Below are 24,484 nucleotides of genomic sequence, written 5' to 3'. Positions count from 1 at the left end.
ACACAGTGTCGATACAACATAAATATTGTACTGGACACCGTGTCGAATGTCAATTGAATTCTTTTTCTTAAAGCTTCTTTTTTAATTTCCGCTTAGAGTCTTTGGAAAGTTCTTCCGATCGAAGGGGATTTCCATCTCGAAACACGCCGGGATAGCTTCGCATGTATTCTTTGCCCAGCTGAAAGGCTTTCTCCCACAAAACAGGCTCGAAAGAATCCATGATTTCCTCCATCCTCGATTCCTCATCAGAAAGGAACTGGATAATGATCGGTTGAAAACCTTCAAAAATACCGGAATCTTCCGGGCCCTTGTCCAGGTCGGCGCAGAGCATTCCTTCCATTTCCGTATAGGTATTCACACTGAGCAGCCGGCTTCCTTCCACAAGCTCATACGTATCTGCCAGTTTTTCGGGAAACCGGAGCATGGCGATGCAATCCAGCTCATCAGCAAACGCTGCTACCATCAGCGGCTTTGTCTTTAGTACCACCGCCGGCTGGCAATCTCCAATTTTAACAAAGCGTTTGATGGATGATTTGGCAAACATCTTGGACGGGTTAAACTTACCCGTTCCATAAAGCTCAGGACAGAGCTTTTTCAACTTTTTTTCGGAAACTGTAAAATTCCCCGGCCTTTCCGGGCCAAATTCATATTCTTCTTTCATACTTTCCTCCTTTGTCACACACATTTTATCGTCTAAACCGGTTTAAACAGGCGAAAATTTCCTGTCTGCGTACAGCAGCGAATCCGCATACCGGGCTGCCGGAAAAGAATCCTTCCATCCCCTGCCCCCTCACCAGTTCATCCAACTGATCGGCAATCTGTGGCAGCGTCCGCCTGCCGTCGGTCAGCTGTTCCAGTCCGTAAAGCAGCAATCTGCCCAGCGACTGGGTCTGTTCCACGTCGGTCAGCTGTTCCACATACCGCAAATCCACCGTTTCTTTGCCTATGGAAAAAGAATCTTTGTCGTGAAGTCTTACCTTTAGAGGCTTGTGCTTCTTTTTCTCCTGTTCCAGTCTCCTGGGCCAGCTCATAATCCGGCGGCTCCGGGGCAGCGCAAAGAGCGGTATGGTGCCCCCACTGGAAAGCGGATGCTTCTCGCACAGTTTTTTGACTTTTTCCGTAATATCCGCCGGCCGGTAGCAATCCATCTGAATGATGGTGTCCGCGATGTGAAAAAAAGCGCCACTGCTGCCTGCCACCAGGATGGTGGAAATGCCAGCTTGTTCATAAAGCTGTCCGGCCCGTTCAAGAAAGGGGGTGATCGGCTCTTTGCTGCGGCTGATGACCTCCTGCATAAAGGCATCCCGCACCATAAAGTTGGTGGCGGAAGTATCTTCGTCTATGAGAAACAGGCGGCTGCCCGCTTCAATGCTCTCTGCGATGCCGGCGGCCTGGGAAGTGCTGCCGCTGGCATCCAGCGTGGAAAAGCAGCCGGTATCTTTCCCGTTGGGTAAATCGTTGATGAAGAGAGAAATATCTACATCTTTAACAAACCGGCCGTCCTCTGCACGCAGTTTAACGGCGCTGTCATCGGTCACCACATATTCCCTGCCGTCGCCTGCGATATGGTTGTACACGCCTTGTTCCAATGCGTTGAGCAAGGTGGACTTGCCGTGGTATCCGCCGCCGGCAATGAGGGTGATGCCGCAGGGAATCCCCATTCCGCTCACTTCCCCTCTGTGGGGAAGCCGGATGGTAACTCGCAGCCGATCGGGCGCGGAAAAAGCCACAGAATCCTTCATCGGCCGGTCCGATATGCCGCTTTCCCGGGGCAGAACAGACCCGTCTGCTACGAAAGCAGCCAGATTTCGCTTTTTCAATTCCCGGCGGATCGCATGTTGATCTTCTGCCAGGAAAATAACCGCTTCCAGTTCCCGGCCATCCATGTTGGAATAAAACAGAGCTTTCTCCATGCAGACAGGAAGAAAAGAAAAGAGCATTTTTTCCAATCCTGCGGCATGAATTCGCCGGCCATTTGCCGGGAACCCAGCATGAAATCTTACGATCAGGCTGTCCTCCGTAATCTGGCAGGCTGTCCGCTCGAGGACCGTTTGTCCGCACCGGGACGTAGTCAAAAGGCCGCTTTTTCCTGAACCGGAAGTTTGAAATGTAAAGTTCTCAAGCTGGGCTGCCAGCCTGCGGGTCAGAAAATCCTGGAGAGCAATTCTGGTATATTTTTTCTCTGTGTAAGATCGAGGGATTCCGGTATCTTTAAAAGGAATCCTCACGCTGAGGGCTGATGGCGGCGCGAAAGGATCCCCTTGAATCCGATCCAATGCCAAAACGTATTGGTCGAATTGGTATCTGCCTCTCAGCTCCTTATAGAGCGCATAGCTTTTACCGTCGATGGCGTATAGTTGTTTTTTTAAATCCATTGCTTGCTTCATTGCGCGACCTGCTTTCCGATTGATGTTACGAGTATTATAACCGAGAAACCCAGGCCGGGCAATCTGCATTTCTTTATAGCATAGGAAATATCAACAAAATCTACTTCTTTTATGAATCGGCAAAGCCGACTACGTTATTTTATGCGCACCGTTACCTTGCTGCTGTATCCGCTGTAGACCCGCTTTCCTTTTACCAGGCGATAAGCACGCATTCGGAAGGTGTATTTTTTCTTCTTCGCAAGTTTTTTGTTGGTATATTTGATCGTAGAGCCTGACTTTATTGTCCTGATTGTCTTGAATTTTCCCTTAGTGCCCGCGGCTCTGTACAGAACATATCCATTGGCGCCGGAGATTTTCTTCCATTTGATGGCCGCAGAACGTTTGCCGGCCTTGACGCTTATTTTAGGTGCTGACGGTTTTGGCGTTCCGCTTTTAACCGTGGAAAACGCCCCGTATTGGCTGCCTTTGTAGCCTCTTATTTTATAATAATAGCTTTTGCCCGATACCAGGGAGGAATCTTTATAGGTACTGGTTTGTGCTTTATCAATGGTTTTGATTTTTTTATAAGTGCCTCCCTTTGAAGCGGCTCTGTAAATCTGATATCCGCTCACACCCGGCAGCGTTTTCCAGGAAAGTTTTAAAGAGTTGTAGCTGCTTGCCGAAACCTGAAGCGCCTGCGCCGGAATTGGCTTGGGAACAGACGGCGCTGTCTCCAGACCAAGAAGCACGCGCAATTGGGAAAGCTCTTTTTGAGCAGCGCTCCTGTATAGATCTTGTCCGCTGAACAAGGTGTAGCCTGCTAGACCGCTGCTTCGCAAAATCTGGACTTGATCTTTTAAATTGGTCGATTTCTTCATCCAACCCGGATCGTCGGAAATGGCGGTGCCGGTTCGATATAAGGCCAGTCCGGCATATAGGGTTTTCCTGCCATTATTCAGCCTTTTCCATTCTGCGATTCGCTCCGAAAACATCGCCCGGTCGGCCTTGCTTCCCCATTGATTGGACCAATAGATTTGCGGCATCAAATAGTCTACATAACCGCTCTGCGAAATCCAGCGGTCAATATCGGCTCCTCCCAGCCGGCAATTTTCCAGACTGCCCTGGGGACTGATACCGAAAACGGCATCCGCCTTTTTCGTTTTTATGTAGGAATAAATTGAACTAACCATCGCATTGACGTTGGCCCGCTTAACAGGTGGGGAAGGTTCCTGCTCCTTTTGGATAGTAATGGTTCCATTGACATTTTTGTATCCCTTTTCTGCATGGTAAAAATAGTCGTCAAAATGAATGCCGTCGATATCATATGCCATCACTTCGGAAACGGCTTTTTTAATGCGCTCACTGGTGGACGCTTGCGCCGGATCCAAATAATAATTGTAATCCAGCCTGTAGGGATTCATCCAGGCATGAAGCTCCATACCTTTTTTATGGGCCTGCTGGATCATCAGCTGCAGCGGGTCGTAGGAAGAGGACACATACTGGTTCCTTCTAAAGGTCTTCGACGGATAAATGGCATCGTCAAAGGCGCGTACATGCAGAAAAACCGTATTAATTCCATTTGATTTGGCATCGGTTAAAAACTGGTCGGCATTCTTAATAAAGGCTGCCTCATTGGAAGCGTTCAACCCCAGTTTGGGCAAATCAAAGACCGACACCCATATTCCTCTCAATTCGCCCTTGGCTGCCGCTGCAAAGCTAGTTTCCGGTCGTTGGGGTCCGTAGGTAAAAGCGCCTCCCAGCAGCAGCGCTGTTATCATAAAAATAATTCCAATTCTTTTCACAATAATGAATCTCCTTTTGTAATGTTAAGTATGTTACTACTATAACTTCCATTGACCTGAATTGGAACCGGAAATGTTTTCCGCTCTCCTTGATGAATGAAACACCGTATTTTCGAATATCGTCATAACTTTCCGCGCACAGCCCGGCTTCGTAGTCCCGCTCTTCAATCTGCGTCAGGACCAGGAAGCAATCTTAAGTCCTTCAAAGAGATACCCGTAATTGATCTATTTCCTGCATAATAAAAAAATCGTTGGAAACGCAATCATTCCAACGATTTATATTGGTGCGGCTGATGGGACTTGAACCCATACGGTCGCCCACACGGCCCTCAACCGTGCGCGTCTGCCTATTCCGCCACAGCCGCACATCCGTGAATTATTTTCCTTCAACTCACTTTTACAATTTTAATGGAAATTGACCCTTTTGTCAATCACAAGTTCGTAAAAATTTGATATTTTATACTTATGTATCGAGAAAATCATTCATTGTCCGGAACCTGTTAAATCATCTGACCTAAAAAAGGTGGGGCCCCAAAGAAGGAGGCCCCGACCGATCATAAAACAATTATTGTGATACATCTTCTTCCGCCGCAGACTTTCCAGACAAATATGTGAGGAAGAAATAGCTTCCATAAACAGCACCGGTAACAATTGCTGCAAAAGCAGTATTATAGATAATCGCGGGGATTCCCATCGGCGGCAGCATCATATAAAAACCAACAGTGAGCACCACCACGTGAATCAAGGCCAGTATCAAGGGCAATCCAAAGTATACGCCTATCTGCTGAAAAATAGACTTTCGGATAGCAGTGGATCGAACGCCAAGTTGCTTCAAAGCCCTGTACCGCTTCCGGTTATCTTCCGCTTCTCCCATCTGCTGTAAGGCCAGTACTACGCAGGCACAGATCATAAACGAGATGCCCAAGTAAATTGCCAAATAGGACATCATCAAATTGCTGGATGTCAGTTCAACAATTACCATACTCTTTTCTGCCAGTGAATACGATTTATCCTGTAAATTCCTAAGACCGTCGGCAAGGACATTATTAGCATGTTCCGCATCTTTTGTATAGTTGATATTTAAATATTTGATTTGCGGCGTTTTTCCTTTTAATAGTCCATCAGCGACGATTGCCGTCCCGTCCCCAGTATTTACATTACTGACCGCGTAACCCATATTGAGCAAATTTTTGGTTTCCGGCTTTAATTTTTCCCCATTGACTTGCAGTTCACCGTCAGTTTGGGATAAAAACTCTTTGAATTCTGCTATCATATCCCGATCTGTTACCGACAGCAGATAACTGTTGCTGGAAAGTTGAACAGGTTTAAGGCCCTGCATGATCCGCGCTTTATTATAGTCCGACAGAGACACTGTATAGACCTGCTTGCCCTGAATTTTCGTATCAGGAAAAGCATATATTGAAATCTGCCCTGCCGCACCGATCTGACTGATCTTCAGTCCCTTTTCTTCCAAATCTTGTTCAAGCTGCAATTTGGCAAACTGGCGGCCGCTCATACCTTCTTCTTGAATCTTTCTTACTGTAGCATCATAAGCAGTAAGCGTATCTAAATCCTGGGAAAAGCTTTTTCCCATCCCCAGCCCAATGGTCATACTGCTGATAGCAAGGAACAACAGGATACAAATGATTGAAAGGGAAACATTTGTGGTCTTGAATTTGCTTGCAATCTGCGCAACGGAAAAAAGGTTGATACCTCTGTAATACTTTTTTTTACGCCGTTTGCAGACCAGCAGCAGCACCCCTGATACTGCCCAAATGAAAAAAAATGTTCCAATAAAAATGCATACAATACCAGCGCCCGCCCATTTCGGGCTTAAAGAATCTGTACCCAGAATCATCAAATAGCCTCCGATAATCAGAGCCCCGCCAAAGATTGCGATCAGGAGATTCTGGACTGACGATTTTTCACGATAGTTTTCATTTTTCTTATCTGCGTACAGCAGATCTATCAGTTTGTACTTTTTTAAAGTTCGGTTGTTCACCCGATACATAACAAAAAACAATAGGCCGAAAAAGCAAATTGCCCCCAATGCGGCTCCAGGCGAAAATACAAAATGATAACTTGCGTTCTGAACAGCTAAAAACTGCATGGAAATGAGAGCCAGCCCCTGGGAAAGAAAAATACCGACAGCCAGCCCGGCGGCCAGGGAGATCCCTCCAATCAAAAGAGTTTCCTTTTGAATCAATTTTGAAATTGTTTTTTGGTCAATGCCCAGACTAATATAAATACCCAGCTCTTTTTTCCGTTTGCGCATTAAAAAGCGATTAGCATAGCTGACTAAAAACCCCATAATAACACAGATAAACAGCGATACCCCTAGCAGCGTAGCAGAAGCAAATGTTAAATAACTGCCTTCATCTCTCATATTCATCATCGCAAACTGGGCATTTGTCGAATTGAAGGTGTAAAACAGTGCAACGCCCAACGTCATTGTCAGAAAATAAATCATATAATTTTTTAAGTTGTTTTTTACGTTTTTTCTGGCAATCTGCTGAAAAAGAGCCATTGTCTGGATCTTTGCTTTTTTAGATGACATGGTTGTTGTCACCTCCCAGCACAGAAACGACTTCAATGATCTTTTTGAAAAATTCCTTTCTCGTATCCAATCCTCTTACCAGCTCATGAAACAATTTGCCGTCCTTCATAAAGAGAATTCGTTTGCAATGGCTGGCTGTAAAGGCGTCGTGGGTAACCATCAAAATCGTAGCGTTTCTTTTTTCATTCATATCTCCCAGATTCTGCAAAAGCATTTTCGACGATTTGGAATCCAATGCTCCTGTAGGTTCATCGGCCAATACCAGAGACGGATTTTTTACCATTGCTCTGGCGCAGGCCACCCGCTGTTTCTGACCTCCAGACAATTCGTAGGGAAATTTCGAAAGAATTTCTTCAATTCCCAGCTCCTCTGCCATCCTATGCACCGCTTGATCGATAAGTTTTGGCTCCTTTCCAATCACAGCCAGGGCCAGAGCAATATTATCATAAGCCGTCAGGGTGTCTAGCAGATTAAAATCCTGAAAAATAAATCCTAGACGGTTTCTTCTGAAATCTGACAATTGATTTTGTTTCAGCGTCGTAATATCCTTTTCTCCGATAAAAATATGGCCCGCCGTCACAATATCGATGGTCGAAATGCAGTTGAGCAAAGTCGTTTTACCGCTTCCTGATGGACCCATAATTCCAATATACTCGCCTCTGTGTACTTTGAGATCAACATCATCCACCGCCTTGGTAACGTTCTTTTTATTGTAATAATACTTTTGTACGTTTTTTGCGTTTAATACATATTCCATATAAACTTCCTCCTTTTCTTTTCTATAGCATACCAGGAGGGAGTTAAGCCTTCCACCGATTTATCTGACAGAAATATTACACTTTTGTAAGATCCCAGTTCACGCTTTTACAAATCCAATCCGCACTTCCGTACCCTTTCCTTGAACGGAATGAATATTCAGCTTCATTTCCATTTTATCACATAATTTTTTACATAAATATAAGCCCATGCCGGTGGATGAGCCATATTTTCTCCCATTTTCCCCCGTAAATCCCTTTTCAAAAATCCGCTCCATATCTTTTTCCGATATTCCGATTCCATTATCAAAAATGGAAAGCCAGATGCAGGACCCCTCTTCCTTCGCAGTAAGGCGGATCATACCGTCCATCTTGCTGCGATACTTGATGGAATTGGAAAGAATCTGCCTAAGAATGAACCCGCACCACTTACTGTCTGCCAAAATTTGATAGTCCAGATTTTCGGCTGCCGGTCGTATATTGGCTTCCAGCATATCCCTTGCACAGTCAGCCAGTTCTTTTAGCACCAAATCTTTTAAGGAAATCGGACTGATCAGATAGTCCTTTTCCACCCCTTCGCTGCGGGCATAGTAGAGCGCCTGCTGTACGTATGCTTCAATCTTTTGCAATTCTTCTCCAATACTGGCCGTCTCCCTGCTGGGATAGTTGGTTACCAGCATCTGGGCGGCTGCAATCGGCAGCTTTATTTCATGGACCCAGCTTTCAATGTACTGGCGGTATTCTCGATTTTGGCCCATTTGAGCAGCCATTTGATCATTGTAATCGGTTTTCAATTGCTCCAAAATGTTGTGTACGATCTTTCCATCCCAAAAATCCGGTTCCATCGGCAATTCCATCAAACCTGTATTTTCCGAAAACACATGGATGGTGCTGGCCACTTCCTGATAGAAACGGACTTTTTTTACATAATCAAAGAACAGCATCCCGCATCCAGTCATCAAAAAGATGATTTCAATCAGACAGATTGCAGGTAATCCTGTACCAGTGGCATATAGGAAACAGCCAGCCAGAGCATAAATACATAGAAAAAAGAAGATCCGCATTCCTTTTTCTTTCAAGTATGTGTTAAAATTCATTGGTCCACTCGATCATATATCCCTGCCCGCGCTTCGTTGTTAAAAACCCGTTCAAGCCAATCGATTCCAGCTTGCGGCGAAGCCGATTGATGTTGACCGTCAAAGTCCCGTCTTCAACAAATTCAGCTTGTTCCCAAAGTGTACGGATCAGCTCGTCTCTGGAAACAATCTGCTCTTTTTGATTCATCAGTTTTTTTAGAATCTCCAGTTCATTTTTGGTCAGCTCCATCTCTTGGTTCTGATAGGAGACTTTGCTCTTAAGCAATTCCAAACATACCCCTTTATATTTAAGTAATGCCTGGTCATTTCCTCCTCTGCTCCGTTTGAGTACGGCAGCGATCCGAGCTAATAACACATGAAGGTTGTAAGGTTTTGAAATAAAGTCATCGGCTCCGGTATTCAAGCTCATAACTTCATCCAAATCCGAATCTCTGCTGGTTACCATGATCACCGGTACACGGGATACTTTCCGCACTTCCCGGCAGATATAAAATCCGTCGTGGACGGGCAGATTAATATCCAACAAAACCAAATCAGGAGCTTCTGCCAGAATATCTTCCGCAACATGCTCAAATTGATCCTCCAGTATACAAGAATATCCGTTTTTGATCAGTGAGGCGGCCAGCTCCTGGCGAATCTTGGGCTCATCTTCAACAAGGAATAGTTTTTCCATGATTATCTTTGCCTTTCAGTTTCATAGTCTTTTTATTTTAACGTCATTTTATCCTTGGGTCAATTAAGAAAACAAGGCTTTCACACCGAACCAGATGATTGGTACTAAAAGTGACGGCAGCATGTTCAGTGCTTTCAGGTCCTTGATTTTGAGAATGGACAGTCCTGAGCTGAAGATGAGAATACCTCCAATAATGGAAACTTCCGTAAGCAAATCGGCAGACAAAGAGGAAGCCACACACGTCGCCAATAAATAAATGCCTCCCTGCCACAAGAACAGCACACCGGCGGCAATAGCAATACCGATGCCGTATGTAGATGCCAATACCATGGAGGTCACAAAATCCAAAGTGGCATTGGTGAAAAGAAAGGTATGGTCTCCGTGGAGAGCGCTTTCGATAGGTCCCAAAATGGAAAGGGTGCCGATGCAAAAGAGCATAATTCCAGTGGAAAGACCCTGGGCCAAATTGGAACCGGAGGCGCTGAAACGGTCGGTGAGATTCTGAAACCGCCTGTCCAAGTCAACAATGTAACCGAAGAGGCTCCCTGCTGCCAGACTGAGAATGAAAAGGACGGGAAACTCACTGTTCGGCATGTTCTGGACAAGGGTATTGATGCCCAAAGCCACTGCCGCCAAACCCATGGCATTGAGCAGTGCATCCTGATAGGTTTGCTTAATGCCTTTTTTTATCACGCTTCCGATGATACTTCCCGCTAAAATTGTACAAGTGTTGACAATCGTGCCAATCATATTCCTTTTCCTGCCTCCTTCTACAGCTGTGCGATCACAGTCTTCAGCTTCTGTTCCAGCTCCTGTCTGCTGCCGGAATTGTCGATCACAAGATCAGCCCGTTTTCGTTTTTCCTCATCATCCATCTGACTTTTGATCCTGGCCTCCACCTCCTGCGGCGCTGCGCCATCTCTGGCACAGACCCGGCGAATGCGAGTTTCCCAATCTGCTACCAACAGCCAGGTTTGATCGCACTTTTCTTCCAGGCCGGTTTCAAATAGCAGCGGCGCGTCAATGATGATTCCTTTACATGTTTCCTGCCTGCAGGATGCTTCAATTCTCTTATCGATAACTTGAATAATATTGCTATGCATGATCCGATTCAGTTTTCTGCGACCGGCTTCGTCTTCAAAAACAATGGCGGCCAGGGCCTTTCTGTCTAGACTTCCATCCGTTTTAATAATTTCGGCTCCAAAGGCCTGTCGGAGTTCTGCCAGCAGAGGCTTTCCCGGCTCCACCACCTCTCTTGCAATCTGATCGGCATCAATGACGGCGTACCCGTTTTTCGCCAAATATTTCGATGCTGTAGACTTACCGGCCCCAATGCCTCCTGTCAGTCCAATAATTTTCATCGTATGCTCCCGTTCTTCTATGACGTAGGAAATATCGTCAGCGATATTTCCGGAGTATCAACAAAGTCTACTTCTTTAAAGAATCGGCGAAGCCGACTTTGTTATTTCAAATCATACCAGCTTTTACCCTGATTCAGATCTACGACTAATCGGGCTTTCAAATCGATTGCGTTTTCCATATTTTCCACCAGCAATCGCTCGATGATATCCTGTTCGTCCTCAGCGGTTTCAATGATCAATTCGTCGTGGACCTGGAGAATCAGCCTGGATTTCAATCCCTGTTCTTTAATCTGTTGGAACACTTTGATCATCGCCAGCTTGATAATATCCGCCGCACTCCCCTGGATGGGACTGTTCATAGCCAGCCGTTCCCCCACCTGACGCACCATATAATTGGAAGCATTGATTTCACTGATATAACGTTTCCTCCCCTTGATAGTGGTCACATAGCCCTGTTCTTTGCACAGGCGGACCTGCTCATCCATAAAGGTCTTCACTGCCGCATGCTTTTCAAAGTAAGCTTTGATATAAGCGTCTGCATCCTTTCTTGTAATATGCAGTTCCGAAGAAAGGCCGAAGGAGCTCATACCGTAAATAACACCGAAATTAACCGCCTTAGCCCGGCTCCGTTCTTCAATGGTAATCTGCTCTTTGGGTACGCCCAGCACATTGGCGGCTGTCGTCCGGTGGATATCCTCGCCCTGGTTGAATGCTTCGATCAGCGCAGGATCTTCTGCCATATGGGCCAGTACCCGCAGTTCAATCTGGGAATAATCCGCCCCCACCAGGGTATGATGGTCATCCTCGGGCACGAAAGCCTTTCGCAGCTGTCGCCCGAATGCCTGGCGGATGGGAATGTTCTGCAGATTGGGTTCCGTACAGCTGATGCGGCCGGTGGCCGTCACCGTCTGATTGAAATGAGCATGGATCTTATTGTTTTCGTCGATCAGCGGCAGCAGCCCTTCAATATAGGTGCTGTTCAGCTTGGTCAGGGTCCGGTACTCTAAAATCAAGGGCACGATTTCATGCTCGTCCATGATCTTTTCCAGCGTTTCAGCGCTGGTGGAATACCCCCGTTTTGTTTTCTTTCCGGCTGTCAGCCCAAGCTTTTCAAAGAGGATCGGTCCCAGCTGGGCCGGTGAATTGATGTTAAAAGACTCGCCGGCAAGATCATAAATCTTCTGGGTAATGGTCTCCACCTGAGCTGTGATTACCTCGCCCAAATCCGTCAGTTCTTTGCGATCAACCGTGACGCCGTCCCGCTCCATGGCTGCCATAACTTCGATCAGCGGCAATTCCACCTCGTATAAAACCTGCTTCAGGTTTTCATCCTCGGTCTTCTGAGCCAGCACCGGCATCAGACTGAGAACAGTGGCGCACCACCGAAGCCCGTAAGTGCTGTAAATCTCCGTAGGATCGCTGAATAAGTCCACTTGACTGTTGCTCTCAAAGAACTCTTTTTCATCCTCCAGGCTCTCGTGGAAATATTCATAAGCCAGGGTCTTGAGGTTATAGTTGCTGCGTCCCGATTCCAGAACATACTGGCCGATGGCCGTATCAAAGCAAGAGCTGCAGCTGACCAGGCCGTAAGCCATCAGCATATAATAATCGTTTTTCAGATCATGGCCGATAAAACACGGCTTTTCCTCGTTGAAGAGATCGATGGCCGCCAGCAGTGTTTCTTCCTTTTCGCAGTTGATATAGAAATACTTGCCATTGGTTGACAGAATACCGATCCCGTAAACTTTTGGCGCGGCTACGTGATTATAATCTCCCAGCACTTTGATGGAAATCTGCTCTGTCAGCTTCAGATCATGCACCTGCTCCGGCTCCCGAATGACCGTCTTTTCGATAGCTTCCGTATCGATAATCGTCTGCTGGGCCGCACTTTTCACCGCCGACTTATCCAGTTTTTTCAGAAAACTATTGAATTCCAGCTTGGTGTAGATTTCGATCAGCTGATCGTAATCCGGCTCTTCCAATAAAAACTCGTCAAAATCAATGTCAATGGGTACATTGGTATTGATCGTCGCCAGCCGCTTGCTCATAACAGCCAGCTGGACATTGTCTTCGATTTTTTCTTTTAATTTGGGGCTGGTAATTTTGTCCGTATTGGCAATCAGCTCCTCCACGCTCCCGTATTCCAAAATCAGCTTTTGCGCCGTTTTTTCACCCACGCCGGGAAGTCCTGGGATATTATCCGATTGATCGCCCATAAGGCCCTTAAAATCAATGAACTGGGCAGGTGTAAATCCGTACTTATCAATCATCGCCTTCCGGTCATAGATCTCAAACTGGGAGATCCCCTTCTTGGTAATGATGACTTTCGTCTTATCGGTGGCCAGCTGCAATTCGTCTTTATCCCCGGTGATGATCAGCGGCAGCAGCCCCTGCTCCTCCGCTTCCCGGGCGACGGTTCCGATGATATCGTCCGCTTCAAAGCCTTCCATTTCCAGCAGCTTGATGTTCATCGCCCGCAGCACATCTTTTAAAAGCGGCATTTGCATCACCAGCTCCGGCGGCATCTTTTTGCGGCCTGCCTTATACTCCTTGTATTCTTTATGGCGGAAGGTCGGCGCCTTCAAGTCGAAAGCCACCGTTATATAACCCGGTTCATAATCTTTTTCAATCTTCGACAGCATATTGAGAAAGCCGAAGATACCCTGTGTATAGATTCCGTCCTTTGTGATCATAGGCCGCTGCATTGCGTAGTACGCCCGATTGATCAAACTGTTTCCATCAATGATGACAATGGTCTTTTCCATGCTCTGCTCCTTCTATCTTGTCTTTATTTTCTTGATCTTGCTGTAAGACCCGTAGACCTTCTTGCTGCCCGCCTTTTTATATGCGCGGACCTTTACATAATAAGTCTTTCCGGATGGGAGTTTTTTAAAAGTCTTGCTGGTGGTTGATTTCTTTTTAATGGTGGCCGTTTTCTTTCCCTTTTTAAACGATTTGTTCTGAGCGATCATTACTTGATAGCCGCTGGCCTTGGAATCTTTTTTCCACTTTACGGAAAGGGTTCTGTATTTTTTTGATTTGACTGTGGTAATCGTCGTTTTTTTTGGCTTTACGGTTATGGTCACATTCCTAGACGCAGACTTGTAGACCGTGCTCGGCGCTGCGGAAATGGTTACGGTTGCTTTGCCAGGGCCTTTTATGGTTACTTTTCCTGAAGAACTGACTGCAGCCACACTGGTGTTGCTGGACCGGTAATAGAGTTTTCCGTTGCCTTTTTTTCGCTTGGCGTTCAGTTTGAAGGCCTTATTGCCGTAAGTTTTGGTGTATTTGCTCTTTGCTGATATGGATTGAGCCGCAGTTCCGGTATTTGTACCAAAGGCTTTTGCCAGTGCGTTTCCCACTTCGTATTTATCCCTGCCGTCAGCAATGGGCGCCACATTGGTCACATCGTACCAGCCGTCGCCATCGTTGATAAAGCTCTGTCCTTTGCTGAAATCGATGGATGCGGACACATAGTAGTTATAGTCGGCTGTTTCATTAGGCAGGAAATAATAGCGCCTGCCGCCATCGGTAAAGGAGGAAGAAACCACGATGGAAAAGGTGCATCCCTTGGGTATGCCGATGGCCGTCCCCAAATCCAAGGTATGATATCCCGCATATTGGAGGGAAAAGGATTTACTAAGTTTTTTCACACCACTGGCCGGATTGGAAGCAGAAGGATTGATATATATGGAAACGTTGACCGTGGAATTGGCCGCCCCTGTATAGGTTCCAACGGCCCGGATCAGCTCGTCTTTTCTAGCCGTATACCGGTTAGCCGAAGAAAGCTTGCTGCCCATGGCAAACTCTCCGTCTCCGGCGCCCACGCCGTCATACTGATAGACGGATGTATATTCATGAGAGGTGCTGCCGCCGTTATAGGAACGGGCCTCTGCTTCGAAGAAGGTCGGATTGCACAGGCTGGAATCATAGTAGGAAAGGTAAAAATAGCCGTTGTCTCCCCAATCGCTGCCCCAGCTGTTGCGCACCAGCCAGGCGCCCGGGCCTTTCCAGCCGCTGAAATAAATATCATCATCCCAGCCGACAATGGCAACCTCATGATTGGCAAGAGCATTTCCGCCATAGTAGTAGCCAAATTTACCGTCTGCATTCTTCTGCAGGTTTTTATTAGGCACATAGTACGACACATCTACAGCACCTTTATTAACTAAATAGTTTTTAATAATTCTTTTTGCGTTTTCGTTATTCTCGGCCGGCTCCGGCAGAAAATCCGCATTACGCAGCCGAATATCCGACACGGTCTGAATGCCGGAGGAAAGGCTGGTGGTATTTCCTACTCTGCTGTTATCGGCAGCACCGTACCATCTGGCAAGCGTAGCTGTGGAAAACCATCGGTTTCCGCCCTCGCTGAAGGGGCTTCTGCTCTGGGTAAGGATGTGGGTGTCTTTTCCAGCATAAGCGCTCTTTGCAGCGCTGCTTGCGCCTTTATAGGTAAACCAGGTCAAATGGTTCTCGGAGAGATCCAGTCCGGTTCCGGAAAGGCCCCGCATGATGAGACTGGATTCCATGGATGCCAGCGTGCCGTAGGTCCAGCAGTTATCACTTGCTGCCTGGTCGCGAACCGCAGGCATTTTATCCGCCAGTGAAAATTTGGATTGAGATACGGATGAAGCTCTGGCCGCTTTCTTAGCCGCCGCCTGTCCCGGATCCAGGAGGGCATCGTTTTTCATCCGGTAGCGAACCTGGTCTCCCACTTCTTCCAAGCCACCAATTTTTTCTGCCCCGGAAAGGGATGTTTTGGCGCCGCTGTCTGCAAAAACTGCCGCGGAACCTGTTGTTGCCAGTAATGTCACCAGCATAACAAAGGTGATACAGATCGATAATACTCTTCTTTTCATAACTTCTCCCATCCATTGTTCAATATCTTTTCTATTATACGACAAAGTTTCCCTGCTAGCAAGGTACGTTCGGCTTTTGCACTAATCAAAGAACCCGGCGCACGGCGGAGCGATCTGCTCCCTTTGCACCGGGTTTTCTTTAATATGGTTTTTATTTCTTTGTCATCAATTCACAGACTGCGTTGGAGAATGCCACCGGGTCCTCTACCGGCAGGCCTTCGATCATCAATGCTTGATCGTATAACAGCTTGGTATAGGTTTTCACCGCTTCCTGATCTTCTTTATAGACGGTGTTCAAGGTCTCCAGAATCGGATGCTTGGCGTTGATCTCCAGTACCCGCTCCGCCTGAACCTTCTGGTCCACCGGCATGGAGTTGAGGACTTTTTCCATCTCAATGGAAAGGCCGCCTTTGGCCGTCAGGCACACAGGATGGCTCTTTAATCTTTGGGTCAGCCGCACTTCCGCGACCTTATCCCCCAGAGCCTCTTTCATAAAGGCCAGCATGTCTTTACTTTCCTCCGCCTGTTTGTCGGCAGCTTCCTTTTCTTCCTTGCTTTCCTCGATCTCCAGGTCATCGCTGGATACGGATTTGAACTCCTTCTCATCGAATTCCCGCAGCATCTGCAGCGCAAATTCGTCGATGTCCTCTGTCAGATAAAGGATCTCATAGCCCTTATCTTTTAACAGCTCTGTCTGGGGCAGCTTGTCGATCTTTTCTGTGGTCTGGCCGCTGGCATAATAAATATATTTCTGTTCAGGCTTCATTCTGGACACATATTCAGATAGTGTAACCAATGCGTTTTCCTGGGATGAATGGAACATAACCAGATCTTTGAGAACTTCCTTGTGAGCGCCGAACTGGTCGTAAAGCCCGTATTTCAGCTGCAATCCAAAATTCTTAAAGAATTCCACATATTTGTCCCGATCCTTATTGAGCATTTCCAAGAGCTCACTCTTGATCTTCTTTTCCAAACGAGATGCGATGGCCCGCAGCTGGCGGTCATGCTGAAGCATTTCTCTGGAAATATTCAGCGACAAATCCTGGGAATCTACCAGACCTCTGACAAAGCTGAAATGGTCCGGCAGAAGATCGGCGCATTTGTCCATGATCAGCACGCCCGAAGAATAAAGCTGCAATCCTTTTTCAAAGTCCTTGGTATAGTAGTTATAAGGCGCCTGAGACGGAATGAACAACAGTGCGGTATAACTGGTAACGCCTTCCACGCTGGTATGGATCACCTTGGCTGGATCGGTGAAATCATAGAATTTTTCTTTATAAAACGTATTGTAATCTTCGTCCTTAATCTCGCTCTTATTCTTTTTCCAAAGAGGAACCATGCTGTTCAAGGTCTCCATTTCCGAATAGCTTTCGTATTCGTCCTCAGTTCCCTCTTTAAGGCGCTGTTTTTCCACCATCATCTTAATCGGATAGCGGATGTAATCAGAATATTTGCCCACCAGGTTCTTGATTTTATAAGTATCTAAGTATTCGCTATAGTTCTCATCATCGGTGTCCGCTTTCAGCTGCAAGGTAATTTCAGTGCCGTTTGAATCTTTTTCACATTCTTTTATGGAGTATCCGTCCGCTCCGCTGGATTCCCACTGATAAGCCATTTCTTCACCAAAGGCTTTGCTGATTACCGTTACCTTCTCACTGACCATGAAAGCGGAATAAAAGCCTACTCCGAACTGGCCGATAATGTCGATATCATCTTTGCCTTCTGTTTCTTTCTTAAAGTCCAGCGAACCGCTCCTGGCAATGGTTCCCAGGTTCTTTTCCAGTTCATCTTTGGTCATACCCATACCATTATCCATAATCTTCAAGGTACGTCCATCCTTATCGGGCTCGATGGTAATTGCGAAATCTTCTCTTGAAAGGCCTGTATTGCCCTCTGTCAGGCTGCGGTAATATAATTTGTCAATGGCATCGCTGGCATTGGAAATAAGCTCTCTCAGGAAAATTTCTTTATGGGTGTAGATGGAATTGATCATCAGGTCCAAAAGTCGTTTTGATTCTGCTTTAAACTGTTTCTTTGCCATAATACATTCTCCTTTTAAATCAAAATGTTAGCACTCAGCTTTATCGAGTGCTAACATTACTATACATCAACTGTTGTCAGAAATCAAGGGGGAAATTACAAGTTTTCCCTATAACGTCGTTTCCCCTGAGGCCTCCTGACCTGATGCGGCAGAACGCTCCGGCTCTGCCAGCATCCCGTAATCGGTAATACCTTCTCCGGTATTTGGATGGAAGTGGGAATAGACGGTATCGGCGCCGAAGAGCAGAATCAGGATACCGCAGATGCCAAACCTGGTCCCCTTGGGAATTCTATTAAGCATGGTATCCAGCTTTGGCGCGATCAAATAGATGAAGGCGCAGCCGGCAATGGCAAAGGTCAGAAGTCCTTCCAGGCAGATTCGACCGTTGAGATTGAGCAGGTAACCACTGTAATCCCACCATTTGATCCCTTTGGTCATTTCCAAATACCAGGAAGTAAAATATTCGACAACCCCGCACAGAGCCATGGTCAGAACGAACAAAAGCGAAGGCCTGTCAACAAAGCGTTTGAGAATAATCAGCGACGCCACGCCCCCTACGCCGTAGATCGGCAGCCAGGGTCCCAGCATGGTGCCCCGGTTGACAAAGATGCCGTCCTTTACAAGATGGAGCGCAACTTCCCAGCACCAGCCGATAAAAGCAGCAATGAAAAAGAATAACACCAGATTGATCAAAGTGTAATGGCGGTGGTAGTCAAGGGCGATTTTCTTTTGCCGCACTTGCGCCTGTCCCGGATAAAAGCCCTCTTGAATATCTGCCGGCGCGGCGGCCAGGTAATCGTCGTTCAGGGCATCCGCCCCGGGTAAATCGCGGGCAATCGCCGTCGCGCGTAGAGCCAGATAGAGATTGGCCTCCACCCCGCGCACATAAGGATTGAGGAAGAAAATCCCCAGAATGCCAAAGGTTACGCTCATGAGAATGTTCCAGCCAATGAAGGAAAGGTCCAGAACGAATGCTTTCCACTTGTTTCCATTCATCATTTCCCGAGACAGCTTGAAGGCTTGGCGCCGGTCAATATCCGGGTTTTCGGCTAGAATATAGGGAATCATTTTATAAGAGTAGTGCTTGATGATGCCGCCGACAATGGTCAGGCTCCATAGGAACAGGTAAATCGCCTTAACCAGCATAACCCAAGCTGGCCGTCTGAATTTCTTTTCTTTGAACAGGAAAAAGATTCTACCTATATGCGTTTTATGATATAAATGGTTTTCCAGAAAGAAACGTCGTTCACCCACTCGCAGCATGGCTTTAATGAAAATTTCATAAAAGGCTGCCAGCGCTACGGCCAGCAACGCGATCATTAGCGCAAATCCGCCATGGTCTGCCGCAATAGAATTAATTGTACGAAGGATATTGTTCGCCGTTGCCTTGGATTTACCCAGCATATTGAAAACGGAGGAAAACACTCCTTTGGTCGGGTGGAGTTCCTGCTGGAGCTGTTCTTCGCTTCCCGGCAGCAAGTGATCCATTTCTTCGCCAAGGCCGCCGGTACTGTTCATCTCATTTTGGACCGCGCCGCTGTAACGGTTATCCGAATCATAATAATTAATTGTCTCAGTTGACAGACTGTATTCGGCAATCAGAATCGCCATTAAGAAACATACCGCCACCATGGCCCAGTAATTTTTCTTCAGATTCGCCTTTGCCTCTGCTTTCAATTCCTTTCGGCTCCACATAGGATATTCCTTTCTTCGATACGTTTTTACAAAAACTGCAATACAGTATAGCAAAATTTAGGGTTTATAGCAAATGCTTCTTCGAAAAAAGAATGGATATTACCGAAAAAGGATAAACAGGCAACGCGAACATAGATATTTGCCATTTCGTCCTCTATTGTTTATTCCCAAAAATAATTGTCAATGAGCCTGGTCTTTCCCACCCTGACGGCTGCCGCGATCAGCAGCGGCTTTTTCAAAACTTTCACCGGCTGGAGAAGCTCGCCGTCCACCAGCTCAATATAATCGATCTCTGCAAGAGGCTCTTTCTCAATCCGGCTTACCAGTTCCTTTTTCAGCTCGCCTGCATCCCGCTGCCCCTGTGAAATGGCTTCTTTCGCATATTCCAAGGTCCTGTGGATCACAGCCGCCGCCTTCCGTTCTTCTGGCGACAGGTATGTATTGCGTGAGCTTTTCGCCAGACCATCCGCTTCTCTCACAGTGGGGCAGCCTATCACTTGCAGGTCAAAATCCAGATCCTGCACCATTTTCTTTATTACCGCCAGCTGCTGGGCATCCTTTTGTCCAAAGTATGCTCTGTCCGGCGTCGTGATATGGAACAACTTGCTGACCACGGTGCAGACGCCTCGAAAATGTCCCGGGCGATCGCTGCCGCAGAGTCCCTCCGTAATCCGATCCACATTTACATAGGAAAAGAAGTCCGCCGGATACATCTCTTGGGGGCAGGGGTGAAAAATAAGATCTGCCCCTGCTTTTCGGCAGATGGAGCAATCCCGCTCAAAATCGCGTGGATAATCTTCCAAATCCTCATTCTTTCCAAACTGCATGGGATTGACAAACACACTGACCACAGTTTTGTCGTTTTCAGCGGCAGATTTTAATATTAGGCTTTCATGGCCTTCATGGAGGAAGCCCATGGTCGGAACAAGGCCTACCGAAAGCCCTTGTTTTTTCCATTCTTTTACAATCTTACGAGTTTCTTGTTTTGTCTCTGCAATCTTCATCTTGTGCTCCTAATACAAATGATCGATGACTTCATCGTCCATCTTAAAAGTATGTTCTTTTGCAGGGAAGCTGCCTTCCTGAACCTCTTTGATATAATCCTGGAATGCGCCTCCTACGATTTCACCTACATTGGCGAATTTCTTAACGAATTTGGGCGTGAAATCACTGAAGAGGCCCAGCATATCCTGATATACCAAAACTTGTCCATCGCATCCTGCTCCGGCGCCGATGCCGATGGTGGGTATGGACAGCTCTTGGGAAATTTTGGATGCTAGCTTTTCCGGAACACATTCCAGAACAACCGCAAAGGCGCCGGCTTTTTCTACGGCTCTTGCCTCATCCAGCAGCTTTTGTGCTGCTTCTTGGTTTTTCCCCTGTACTTTAAATCCGCCAAAGGCATTGACTGACTGCGGGGTCAGGCCGATATGCGCCACAACCGGAATTGATGCGCTGACAATGGCTTTGATCTGTTCGGTCACTTCAAAACCGCCTTCCAGTTTTACCGCCTGGGCATGGCCTTCTTTAATTAGACGGCCGGCATTAACAACCGCATCATAAACGGAAGTCTGATAGGACATGAAAGGCATGTCAGCTACCACCAGCGCATTGGCAGCGCCCCTGGAAACAGCCGCAGTATGGTGAATCATATCCTCCATGGTTACAGGCAGCGTATCTTCATATCCCAGACAAACCATGCCCACTGAGTCCCCCACCAGGATGGAATTCACGCCTGCTTCATCCATCAGTTTGGCGAAGGAGTAATCATAGGCGGTTAACATGGTCAGTTTTGTTTTTTCTTCTTTTGCTTTCTTAAAGGTAACGGTTGTGTTTTTCATTGGTCTTTTTCCTCCAGTATCAATTTTAATTTGGAATAATCTCTTGTTGGATTTTTTTTCTGTGCGATCTGGATCAATCGCAGGGATAAAAGCCGATAAATCGTTTGTTCCTCCCCGTTAAGCTGGTCGATATGGGCTTTCACGGTATTGCAGTCACAGCGTTCCACCGGGCCGGTCAGAGCCTCCATCGGCCCTTTTTCACAGATGTTTTTCATATTTCCCAGCATAAGGGGTGTCAGCATGGATAATGCTCCCTCCTGGGAAAATCCGCAGTCTGTGAGAGCGTCCACAGCAATTTGAGCCAGCCCCGCCACCAGGTTGCTGGCACAGGACGCCGCCATATGGTATTTCTTCTTACTGGCCGGAGCGATTACTGCCGTTGGGTTTCCCTTTTTCTCCAGCATGCCTTTTACGAGCCCCACCGCCTGATCGTCGCCGTCCAGGGTAAAAAAAGCGCCGGTGAGATCGGTGTCTTTGCTGCTGATGGCCTGCATGGGATGGGCTGCGCAGACGAAAACGCCCCGCTCTTTGGCTCCGCAGAAAATCTGTGATGAAAGGGAACCGCTCACATGGCAGAAAATTTTCCCTTTCAGCCCAACCGAGCCTTTGTCCTCCAAATGTTTAATCCCTTCCCATACCTGTTCAATCACGCTATCAGGAGTTGTTACAAAGATCATATCACTTTCTTGTACAACCTCTTCTAAGTTAAAAAAAACGGCTGATCTGGTATAATCTGCCGCCTGTCTTGAATGTTCCGGAGTTTTGCTGTAAAAACCGCAGATCGTCGTCTGCGAACCCGCAAGGTACCGGGAAAGACTGCATCCGGCCTTCCCGGCTCCGATAAATCCTGTTTTCATGCTACCACCTCCTGTAATTGGATGTGATATCATCTTTCAAGTCCCATTCGCGCAATGGATATAGGCTTCGATTAAAATATGAAGTTGTGCCGTGATGCGGTTTTCTGCATCACGCTTTTCTATATGCCAGCCAATAGGCCAGCGCAACAAATACTCCACCCCCTGCCAAATTTCCCAGGGTGACGGGTATTAAGTTGTCTATGAGAAATCCGCTCCAGGTAAGGCCGGAAAGGGCCTCCTGCGAGACTCCCGACAAAGCGGCGAAATGGTCGCTTCCTTTGGCCAGGATCCCTGCGGGAATAAAATACATATTGGCGATGCTGTGTTCAAAGCCGGAAGTAACAAAGAGCCAGATGGGGAAAAACATTCCTGCGATCTTCCCGCCTGTGCCGGATGCTCCGAAAGAAATCCAAACAGCCAGGCACACCAGCCAGTTGCACAGAATTCCCAGCACAAAAGCCGGTCCAAAATCCAGTCCCGTTTTCGTCGCTGCGGTCTTTACCGTCAGCGCTCCCAAAAGACCGGCTCCGCTTTCCAGCTGTCCGCTGTAATAGATCATTCCTGCGATCATCAGCGAACCCAGCAGATTGGCTATGTAAACAATGCACCAGTTTCGCAGCATCTGCCCGATCCTCACTCTGCCATCCGCTGCCGCGGCAAGGATGAGGACGTTGCCGGTAAAAAGCTCTCCGCCTGCCAAAACCACCATGATTAGTCCTGCGGTAAACACGGCACCGGAAAGAGCTTTACCTAGCCCCAACGTATCGGGATCCATCAATAGGTTGAAGGCTGCCATATTGGAACCTGAAGCTGCCAGAGCAATAAAGGCTCCGGCCAGAATACCCAATATCGTCAGCTTGCCAAAACTTGCCTTCGATTTTGCAGCGCCTGTCTCAATGGCTACATCTAAAATTTCGTTCGGTTTCAAATGCTGCATGTAGTCATGACTCCTTCTATTTTTTGTCTACATGCATTTTATCAGGTAATGGCCTGAACCGCAATAATAAGTGCGATAATTACGCCCATAATCGCTTCGCCGCCCAAAAGCCCGGACGCGACAACAAGGCCCGTCCCTTCTTTCTCGATCTTTGGCAGTCCTTTGGTCACAATCAATCTGATTACGCCGCCGATCAAGGCTGTGGCGGACATGTAAAACGGAAGATACACCCCCAGTCCAAGGGTCATGACCGGGAAATTGAGAAAAGAAAGAATCACCGCGATCACAAGGCCGGCCGCAAAAGCCGGTACATGGGAAATCCCTCCCACCATGGCCGCTACCGCGCCTGCCTGAGCCGCGGGAAATTCCTGACTTCCGAACACTTCCGGGCCGTAAGCTTTGACGATCACCATCAGTACCCCGACCGAAACCGCGGCACCGATCATGCCTCCGATACATTCGCCGATCCACTGTGCTTTGGGGTTGGTGCCAAGAATAGATCCGGCCTTAAAGTCGTTCATCACATCGCCCACAAGACCGCAGGCTACGGCTACAATCGCCGCTACGAAAAAAGCTTCTGTTCCTTCAATGGAGGAAACCGCTTTGGCTGCCAGTAAAACAATGATGCCGAAAATTTCCATAGGATTGATCCCCGACTGGCCCACGCACTGGGCCGACATGGCCGTAGCAACCCAGACGCCAAGGATCGTTACTACAGACGCAAGCACGCCCATATCCAAAACGACTGTAAACAAAAATGCGAGAAGAATCATCAAAACAGGCGCCCATCTCATGGGAACGATCGCATCACCGGCACTGTCTTTTTTGAACATTCCGCCGAAGATCTCTTTCGCCTTTGGTAGAATGCCTTTGACAATGATGCCGATTCCGGTTCCCACCATCATGCCGATCCCCAGCGAAGATTTGATGGTCAGGGCCTGCGCCTGATCCCAAAATCCCAGTTCAGTTCCACCGAAAAGCACGCCGAAGTCGCCGATGAGAGCGCCCAAAAACCACACACCAATAAAGACCGGTCCCAGCAGATATCCCACCGATATAAGCATAGGCGAAATCCAAATGCCGCAGGCGGATCCGTACAGAGCCATTCTGCCATTGAGCAAAACAGCTGGTATTTTCTGCATCCAATCTCTTACGAAGGTGAATGCCGCCGCCACTCCCATGGAAACGAATAAGGTAATGGCTTTCTTTCCGCCCCGGTCACCGATTTTCAGGGTTTCTGCAGCCGCTTCTCCCATGGGATACGGCAGTTTTTTAGTTTCTATGAAATATTTGCGAATGAGTGCTGTAAAGATCAATCCCAGGCAGACGCCGCCAAAGGTGAGGAGCAGTAGCTTCCACATGCTGACCTGCGCCTGCGGGTTTAAGATGAAAATTCCTGGAAGAGTGAACGCCAGGCCTCCTGCTACCATCGCACCCGCTGACATGATGGTATGGGTTACATTGATTTCCCTCAGATTGGTATTGCCTATGGCTTTTAATCCGAACATGGAAACCAGAGCCACAAAGATAATGGGCCATGGAAGGGAGCTGAGTTTGAGGGCGACGAACATGGAGCTTGTGGTGATGATGATTGCGCCCGCGGCTCCGATAGCAATGCCCCGCGCTGTCAGCTGGTTTTTCAT

General features: G+C 47.4%; 18 protein-coding genes and 1 tRNA gene. All 19 read right to left on the bottom strand.

What is annotated here, in order from left to right:
• Positions 1–67 precede the first annotated feature (67 nt).
• The 19 genes from NIA71_RS03160 to NIA71_RS03070 all read right to left on the bottom strand — a co-directional run bounded on the left by NIA71_RS03160 (position 68) and on the right by NIA71_RS03070 (position 24,484).
• A complete protein-coding gene (locus NIA71_RS03160) occupies positions 68–661 on the bottom strand; it encodes a hypothetical protein (RefSeq protein WP_148395134.1) in 594 nt (197 codons plus the stop codon).
• Positions 662–686: 25 nt separating this feature from the next.
• Complete coding sequence (locus NIA71_RS03155; protein ID WP_253019668.1) at positions 687–2,387, bottom strand: ABC-ATPase domain-containing protein; 1,701 nt, start codon at positions 2,385–2,387, stop codon at positions 687–689.
• A 134-nt stretch (positions 2,388–2,521) separates the two neighbouring features.
• Positions 2,522–4,168, bottom strand: coding sequence for a family 10 glycosylhydrolase (locus NIA71_RS03150; RefSeq protein WP_148395130.1), 1,647 nt, complete (start codon positions 4,166–4,168; stop codon positions 2,522–2,524).
• 282 nt (positions 4,169–4,450) lie between these two features.
• A tRNA-Leu gene (locus tag NIA71_RS03145) sits at positions 4,451–4,533 on the bottom strand.
• Between the two features lie 200 nt (positions 4,534–4,733).
• The gene (locus tag NIA71_RS03140; RefSeq protein ID WP_253019667.1) at positions 4,734–6,725 is read right to left on the bottom strand and encodes an FtsX-like permease family protein; all 1,992 of its coding nucleotides are present in this window, start codon (positions 6,723–6,725) and stop codon (positions 4,734–4,736) included.
• The gene (locus NIA71_RS03135; protein WP_227755185.1) at positions 6,715–7,482 is read right to left on the bottom strand and encodes an ABC transporter ATP-binding protein; all 768 of its coding nucleotides are present in this window, start codon (positions 7,480–7,482) and stop codon (positions 6,715–6,717) included. The genes NIA71_RS03140 and NIA71_RS03135 overlap by 11 nt, the downstream gene beginning before the upstream one ends.
• Before the next feature lie 99 nt (positions 7,483–7,581).
• Complete coding sequence (locus NIA71_RS03130) at positions 7,582–8,577, bottom strand: sensor histidine kinase (protein WP_148395124.1); 996 nt, start codon at positions 8,575–8,577, stop codon at positions 7,582–7,584.
• On the bottom strand, positions 8,567–9,250 hold the full coding sequence (locus NIA71_RS03125; protein WP_227755186.1) for a response regulator transcription factor: 684 nt from the start codon (positions 9,248–9,250) through the stop codon (positions 8,567–8,569). Before NIA71_RS03125 ends, NIA71_RS03130 begins: the two co-directional genes overlap by 11 nt.
• A gap of 63 nt (positions 9,251–9,313) precedes the next feature.
• The gene (locus NIA71_RS03120; RefSeq protein WP_148395120.1) at positions 9,314–10,000 is read right to left on the bottom strand and encodes a DUF554 domain-containing protein; all 687 of its coding nucleotides are present in this window, start codon (positions 9,998–10,000) and stop codon (positions 9,314–9,316) included.
• A gap of 20 nt (positions 10,001–10,020) precedes the next feature.
• Entirely contained in the window at positions 10,021–10,611 is a 591-nt protein-coding gene (gene coaE / locus NIA71_RS03115; RefSeq protein ID WP_227755187.1) for a dephospho-CoA kinase, read from the bottom strand.
• A 101-nt stretch (positions 10,612–10,712) separates the two neighbouring features.
• Positions 10,713–13,376, bottom strand: coding sequence for a DNA polymerase I (gene polA / locus NIA71_RS03110; protein WP_253019666.1), 2,664 nt, complete (start codon positions 13,374–13,376; stop codon positions 10,713–10,715).
• 12 nt (positions 13,377–13,388) lie between these two features.
• On the bottom strand, positions 13,389–15,470 hold the full coding sequence (locus NIA71_RS03105; RefSeq protein WP_253019665.1) for a lectin like domain-containing protein: 2,082 nt from the start codon (positions 15,468–15,470) through the stop codon (positions 13,389–13,391).
• Positions 15,471–15,621: 151 nt separating this feature from the next.
• A complete protein-coding gene (gene htpG / locus NIA71_RS03100; protein WP_227755190.1) occupies positions 15,622–17,511 on the bottom strand; it encodes a molecular chaperone HtpG in 1,890 nt (629 codons plus the stop codon).
• Positions 17,512–17,619: 108 nt separating this feature from the next.
• Positions 17,620–19,206, bottom strand: coding sequence for a DUF975 family protein (locus NIA71_RS03095; RefSeq protein WP_253019664.1), 1,587 nt, complete (start codon positions 19,204–19,206; stop codon positions 17,620–17,622).
• Between the two features lie 161 nt (positions 19,207–19,367).
• Entirely contained in the window at positions 19,368–20,210 is an 843-nt protein-coding gene (panC, locus tag NIA71_RS03090; RefSeq protein WP_253019663.1) for a pantoate--beta-alanine ligase, read from the bottom strand.
• A 9-nt stretch (positions 20,211–20,219) separates the two neighbouring features.
• A complete protein-coding gene (gene panB / locus NIA71_RS03085; RefSeq protein ID WP_148395106.1) occupies positions 20,220–21,047 on the bottom strand; it encodes a 3-methyl-2-oxobutanoate hydroxymethyltransferase in 828 nt (275 codons plus the stop codon).
• Positions 21,044–21,904 carry a Rossmann-like and DUF2520 domain-containing protein gene (locus tag NIA71_RS03080; RefSeq protein ID WP_253019662.1) on the bottom strand — a complete coding sequence of 287 codons (861 nt, stop codon included), beginning with the start codon at positions 21,902–21,904 and terminating at the stop codon, positions 21,044–21,046. Before NIA71_RS03080 ends, panB begins: the two co-directional genes overlap by 4 nt.
• A 109-nt stretch (positions 21,905–22,013) precedes the next feature.
• The gene (locus NIA71_RS03075) at positions 22,014–22,841 is read right to left on the bottom strand and encodes a formate/nitrite transporter family protein (protein ID WP_148395102.1); all 828 of its coding nucleotides are present in this window, start codon (positions 22,839–22,841) and stop codon (positions 22,014–22,016) included.
• A 41-nt stretch (positions 22,842–22,882) separates the two neighbouring features.
• Positions 22,883–24,484: an OPT/YSL family transporter gene (locus tag NIA71_RS03070; RefSeq protein ID WP_253019661.1), complete on the bottom strand. Its 1,602-nt coding sequence runs from the start codon at positions 24,482–24,484 to the stop codon at positions 22,883–22,885.

Source organism: Ihubacter massiliensis (assembly GCF_024125305.1).
Lineage (GTDB): Bacteria > Bacillota > Clostridia > Peptostreptococcales > Anaerovoracaceae > Hominibacterium > Hominibacterium faecale.
The sequence above is the reverse complement of the archived record's forward strand: the minus strand, read 5'-3'. Positions and strand labels throughout refer to the sequence as shown.

What these genes read in the sequence shown, in the direction of transcription:
- NIA71_RS03160 (WP_148395134.1), bottom strand. Translation starts at nt 661, where the DNA reads ATGAAAGAAGAATATGAATTTGGCCCGGAAAGGCCGGGGAATTTTACA.
- NIA71_RS03155 (WP_253019668.1), bottom strand. Translation starts at nt 2,387, where the DNA reads ATGAAGCAAGCAATGGATTTAAAAAAACAACTATACGCCATCGACGGT.
- NIA71_RS03140 (WP_253019667.1), bottom strand. Translation starts at nt 6,725, where the DNA reads ATGTCATCTAAAAAAGCAAAGATCCAGACAATGGCTCTTTTTCAGCAG.
- NIA71_RS03135 (WP_227755185.1), bottom strand. Translation starts at nt 7,482, where the DNA reads ATGGAATATGTATTAAACGCAAAAAACGTACAAAAGTATTATTACAAT.
- NIA71_RS03130 (WP_148395124.1), bottom strand. Translation starts at nt 8,577, where the DNA reads ATGAATTTTAACACATACTTGAAAGAAAAAGGAATGCGGATCTTCTTT.
- NIA71_RS03125 (WP_227755186.1), bottom strand. Translation starts at nt 9,250, where the DNA reads ATGGAAAAACTATTCCTTGTTGAAGATGAGCCCAAGATTCGCCAGGAG.
- NIA71_RS03120 (WP_148395120.1), bottom strand. Translation starts at nt 10,000, where the DNA reads ATGATTGGCACGATTGTCAACACTTGTACAATTTTAGCGGGAAGTATC.
- coaE (WP_227755187.1), bottom strand. Translation starts at nt 10,611, where the DNA reads ATGAAAATTATTGGACTGACAGGAGGCATTGGGGCCGGTAAGTCTACA.
- polA (WP_253019666.1), bottom strand. Translation starts at nt 13,376, where the DNA reads ATGGAAAAGACCATTGTCATCATTGATGGAAACAGTTTGATCAATCGG.
- NIA71_RS03105 (WP_253019665.1), bottom strand. Translation starts at nt 15,470, where the DNA reads ATGAAAAGAAGAGTATTATCGATCTGTATCACCTTTGTTATGCTGGTG.
- htpG (WP_227755190.1), bottom strand. Translation starts at nt 17,511, where the DNA reads ATGGCAAAGAAACAGTTTAAAGCAGAATCAAAACGACTTTTGGACCTG.
- NIA71_RS03095 (WP_253019664.1), bottom strand. Translation starts at nt 19,206, where the DNA reads ATGTGGAGCCGAAAGGAATTGAAAGCAGAGGCAAAGGCGAATCTGAAG.
- panC (WP_253019663.1), bottom strand. Translation starts at nt 20,210, where the DNA reads ATGAAGATTGCAGAGACAAAACAAGAAACTCGTAAGATTGTAAAAGAA.
- panB (WP_148395106.1), bottom strand. Translation starts at nt 21,047, where the DNA reads ATGAAAAACACAACCGTTACCTTTAAGAAAGCAAAAGAAGAAAAAACA.
- NIA71_RS03080 (WP_253019662.1), bottom strand. Translation starts at nt 21,904, where the DNA reads ATGAAAACAGGATTTATCGGAGCCGGGAAGGCCGGATGCAGTCTTTCC.
- NIA71_RS03075 (WP_148395102.1), bottom strand. Translation starts at nt 22,841, where the DNA reads ATGCAGCATTTGAAACCGAACGAAATTTTAGATGTAGCCATTGAGACA.
- NIA71_RS03070 (WP_253019661.1), bottom strand. Translation starts at nt 24,484, where the DNA reads ATGAAAAACCAGCTGACAGCGCGGGGCATTGCTATCGGAGCCGCGGGC.